At 57.5% G+C, this 4,346-nt stretch carries 4 protein-coding genes; 2 read left to right on the forward strand and 2 right to left on the reverse strand.

The window, feature by feature from the left end:
• Together KGB28_RS00210 and KGB28_RS00215 are read right to left on the reverse strand one after the other, a co-directional pair.
• A partial coding sequence (locus KGB28_RS00210) for a hypothetical protein (protein WP_223441004.1) occupies positions 1 to 78 on the reverse strand: 78 nt, incomplete at its 3' end.
• 435 nt (positions 79 to 513) lie between these two features.
• Complete coding sequence (locus tag KGB28_RS00215) at positions 514 to 1,413, reverse strand: LysR family transcriptional regulator (protein WP_150753713.1); 900 nt, start codon at positions 1,411 to 1,413, stop codon at positions 514 to 516.
• A 157-nt stretch (positions 1,414 to 1,570) separates the two neighbouring features.
• Between KGB28_RS00215 and KGB28_RS00220 the strand changes: the two genes are divergently transcribed.
• Entirely contained in the window at positions 1,571 to 2,752 is a 1,182-nt protein-coding gene (locus tag KGB28_RS00220; protein WP_223441001.1) for an acyl-CoA dehydrogenase, read from the forward strand.
• 11 nt (positions 2,753 to 2,763) lie between these two features.
• Complete coding sequence (locus KGB28_RS00225; protein WP_223441002.1) at positions 2,764 to 3,984, forward strand: CaiB/BaiF CoA transferase family protein; 1,221 nt, start codon at positions 2,764 to 2,766, stop codon at positions 3,982 to 3,984.
• Positions 3,985 to 4,346: the final 362 nt, after the last annotated feature.

Here is a 4,346-nt window from a genome sequence, read left to right on the forward strand (position 1 = left end):
CAGCTTCTTGATGGTTTCCGGGGTTGCAGCAACCCGTGTTTCACCGGTCTGGGTTTCGAGAGGAACACCAATGTGCACGTCAAATCTCCTGCGTGATCTTATTGAGTAAACCCATGCACTACGGATGGTGCGGCTGGGGCGGCCGATCAGCACGATCCCGCCAAATCAGGGCGGGGCGCGGCATTTTGCAGGCGAACTTTGTGCCCTTCAAGGGATTATGACGGGTGACGGAAAATTAACTACAAGTCACCCCGTGACCGAATGTCGCAACCAGCCGGCTCAACCCCTTGCAGACCGTGCTTTTCAAGGATTCTGGCCGAAATTGAAGAATTTACACATCGGCCGTATGAATGATGCGGCATCGCCTCGAAATAGTGGCGCAAAGCCGCGTCATAAGGCGCTTGTGGGACGTTTGTACGACTTTTCGATACAGTTTGCTGGTATGCGACAAATACGTATATCTGTAGGGCTTTGATATTGCTGACTACGGGGTCAGGTAACCTTGGATAGCCTTTATCCCTCTAGGCTGTAGCTGTGCGCCTGATTTACCAGCCAGTCACGAAATGCCCTTAAAGACGCGGATTCGACCTTTCGCTCAGGAATCATCAGGTAGTAAGCCTTGATGCTGGACAGTGCTTGCGGGTTGGCGATCACCAGGCGTTTCTCTTTCAACTCCCTTTGAATCAGGAATGGCGGAATCAGGGCAATGCCCATGTCGTGCATGGCCGCTTGGGCGAGCATGGAGAATAGCTCGTAGCGGGGGCCTGTCATGTCTCGCGGGACATTCAGGTGTTGGGAGTCGAACCATTGGCGCCAGGCATAGGGGCGGGTGGTTTGTTGCAGAAGAGGTAAGTCGGCGATTTCGCCGGGCGTCAGACTGGTTTTGTTTCCGAGCAGGTTGGGGCTGCAAACGGGCATCGGATTTTCACCCATCAGCCTGTGGGATTCTGTACCCGACCAATCGGCGTCACCGAAGTAGATGGCGGCATCAAAATCAGTGTCGGCGAACAGGAACGGCCGCGTGCGGTTGGTCAGGTTGACCGTCACCTCCGGGTGTTTTTGCTGGAAGTCCTTGAGTCGCGGCAGCAGCCATTGGGTGCCGAAGGTCGGAACTACGGCCAATTCGATCACGTTGGTGCCTTGCTGGCCCATGACTGACAAGGTGTCGCGCTCAACCGCGTCGAGTTGAGTGGCCACTCGTCGGCTGTACGAGAGACCAGCTTCCGTCAGCTTGACTCCGCGCCGCGAGCGTCGGAACAGTTCCACGCTGAGGAACTCTTCAAGGCTGGCGATCTGTCGACAAATCGCCCCTTGGGTCAGCGAAAGTTCCTGGGCGGCCTTGGTGAAGCTCTCGTGGCGCGCCGCGGCCTCGAAGCTGATCAGGGCGGTGGTGCTGGGTATCTTTCTGCGCATGTACGTCAACCTCACTAATACATCGCATAAATGCTCTTTCGCGACGTTTCGGAGTGAGAAATTAGCACAACAGTATGCAAAATCCTCGTTTGCCGTAGCGCCGATCCGGGCCTAGGATCAGTCCACGTTATTTGACCCGATTCGAGAGGACACACTCATGGGCGGTAAAGCTAGCTTCAACTGGATCGATCCCCTGCTGCTGGATCAACAGCTCACTGAAGAAGAACGCATGATTCGCGACACGGCTGCGCAGTTTGCTCAGCAGAGCCTTGCGCCGCGCATTCTTGAAGCTTTCCGCCATGAGAAGACCGATCCGGCGATCTTCCGCGAAATGGGCGAGATCGGCCTGTTGGGTGCAACCATCCCCGAGCAGTACGGTGGCAGCGGCCTGAACTATGTCAGCTACGGCCTGATCGCCCGTGAAGTCGAGCGCATCGACTCCGGTTATCGCTCGATGATGAGCGTGCAGTCCTCGCTGGTGATGGTGCCAATCAATGAATTCGGTACCGAAGCGCAGAAGCAGAAGTACCTGCCGAAGCTGGCATCGGGCGAGTGGATCGGCTGCTTCGGCCTGACCGAGCCTAACCACGGCTCCGACCCGGGCGCGATGATCAGTCGTGCGCGCAAAGTCGAAGGCGGCTACAGCCTCACCGGCAGCAAGATGTGGATCACCAACAGCCCGATCGCCGATGTGTTCGTGGTCTGGGCCAAGGACGATGCCGGTGACATTCGCGGCTTCGTGCTGGAGAAAGGCTGGAAAGGTCTGAGCGCTCCGGCTATTCACGGCAAGGTGGGCCTGCGGGCATCGATCACCGGTGAAATCGTGATGGACAACGTGTTTGTGCCGGAAGAGAACATCTTCGCGGACGTCCGTGGTCTGAAAGGTCCTTTCACTTGCCTCAACTCGGCACGTTACGGCATCTCATGGGGTGCGCTGGGTGCAGCCGAGTTCTGCTGGCACACCGCTCGCCAGTACACCCTGGATCGTCAACAGTTCGGTCGCCCGCTGGCCGCCACCCAGTTGATCCAGAAGAAGCTGGCCGACATGCAGACTGAAATCACCATGGCGCTGCAAGGCTGCCTGCGTCTGGGTCGTATGAAGGACGAAGGGACCGCTGCAGTCGAAATTACTTCGATGATGAAGCGCAACTCTTGCGGCAAGTCCCTGGACATCGCGCGCATGGCTCGCGATATGTTGGGCGGCAACGGTATCTCCGATGAATTCGGTGTTGCGCGTCACCTGGTCAACCTGGAAGTAGTGAACACCTATGAAGGTACTCATGACGTCCATGCGCTGATCCTCGGTCGTGCGCAAACCGGCCTCCAGGCGTTCTATTAAGGAGAACGTCCATGGGCGCGCTATCGCATCTACGGGTACTGGATTTATCGCGGGTGCTGGCCGGGCCTTGGGCCGGGCAGATCCTGGCCGACCTTGGCGCTGAAGTGATCAAGGTCGAGCGTCCGGGTAACGGCGATGACACGCGTGCCTGGGGGCCACCGTTCCTTAAAGACGCTTATGGCGAGAACACCAGTGAGGCCGCCTATTACTTGTCGGCCAATCGCAACAAGCAGTCAGTCACCATCGACTTCACGCGCCCTGAAGGGCAGAAGCTGGTGCGTGAGTTGGCGGCCAAGTCGGACATCCTGATCGAGAACTTCAAGGTCGGCGGTCTGGCGGCTTATGGCCTGGACTATGAGTCGCTGAAGGCGATCAATCCGGATCTGATCTATTGCTCGATCACCGGGTTCGGCCAGACCGGTCCTTACGCCAAGCGTGCGGGTTATGACTTCATGATCCAGGGGCTGGGCGGCCTCATGAGCCTGACGGGGCGACCTGAAGGCGAAGAAGGCGCGGGGCCGGTGAAGGTGGGCGTGGCGCTGACGGACATCCTGACCGGGCTGTATTCGACTGTCGCGATCCTGGCTGCGCTTGCGCATCGGGACCACGACGGCGGTGGTCAGCATATCGATATGGCACTGCTGGACGTGCAGGTGGCTTGTCTGGCCAACCAGGCTATGAACTACCTGACGACAGGCAATGCGCCTAAACGCCTGGGCAATGCGCATCCGAACATCGTGCCTTATCAGGATTTTCCTACGGCGGATGGCGATTTCATCCTTACCGTCGGCAACGATGGGCAGTTCCGCAAGTTCGCGGAAGTGGCCGGGCAGCCGCAGTGGGCGGACGATCCGCGTTTTGCGACCAACAAGCTGCGGGTGGCAAACAGGGCAGTACTGATTCCGCTGATCCGCCAGGCAACGGTGTTCAAGACTACCTCTGAGTGGGTGGCGCAGCTGGAGCGGGCTGGCGTGCCGTGCGGGCCTATCAATGACGTGGCGCAGATGTTTGCCGACCCTCAGGTGAAGGCGCGTGGGTTGGCTATCGAGCTGCCGCATGCGCTGGCCGGGATGGTGCCTCAGGTGGCGAGTCCGATTCGACTGTCGGAAACGCCGGTGGAGTACCGTTTTGCACCTCCTCTGCTAGGTGAGCACACGCTGGAAGTTTTGCAGCGGGTGTTGGGCCTGGATGCCGGGGCGGTGTCCGCATTCAAGGCTTCGGGCGTTCTCTGATAGGACTCTTCTATATAGAGGGGTGTTTCGGCTCCTCTATATAGGCTCCCTTTGGGGCGTTTTGCTGCTTTCTACAGGTTATTGATAGAAAACCTAAATCAGTGCTTGACGGCAGATTTCAGGTGTCTATAATTCGCCCCACTTCCGGCGCAGTCGAAACGGAAAACTCCTTGGTAAACAAAGAGTTACGCAGTTTTCGGCAGCAAGTTGCTTCAGTTCATCGAAGCCAAGAAGAAGTTGAAAAAGAGGTGTTGACAGCAGCGTGTAACGCTGTAGAATTCGCCTCCCGCTGATGAGAGATCTGAAGCGCAAGTGGTTGAAGTTGCAAAGGAAACTTTGAAAACTTCTGAAAATAATCACTT

The sequence above is a fragment of the Pseudomonas sp. BF-R-19 genome (assembly GCF_019956445.1).
GTDB lineage: Bacteria > Pseudomonadota > Gammaproteobacteria > Pseudomonadales > Pseudomonadaceae > Aquipseudomonas > Aquipseudomonas fluorescens_BH.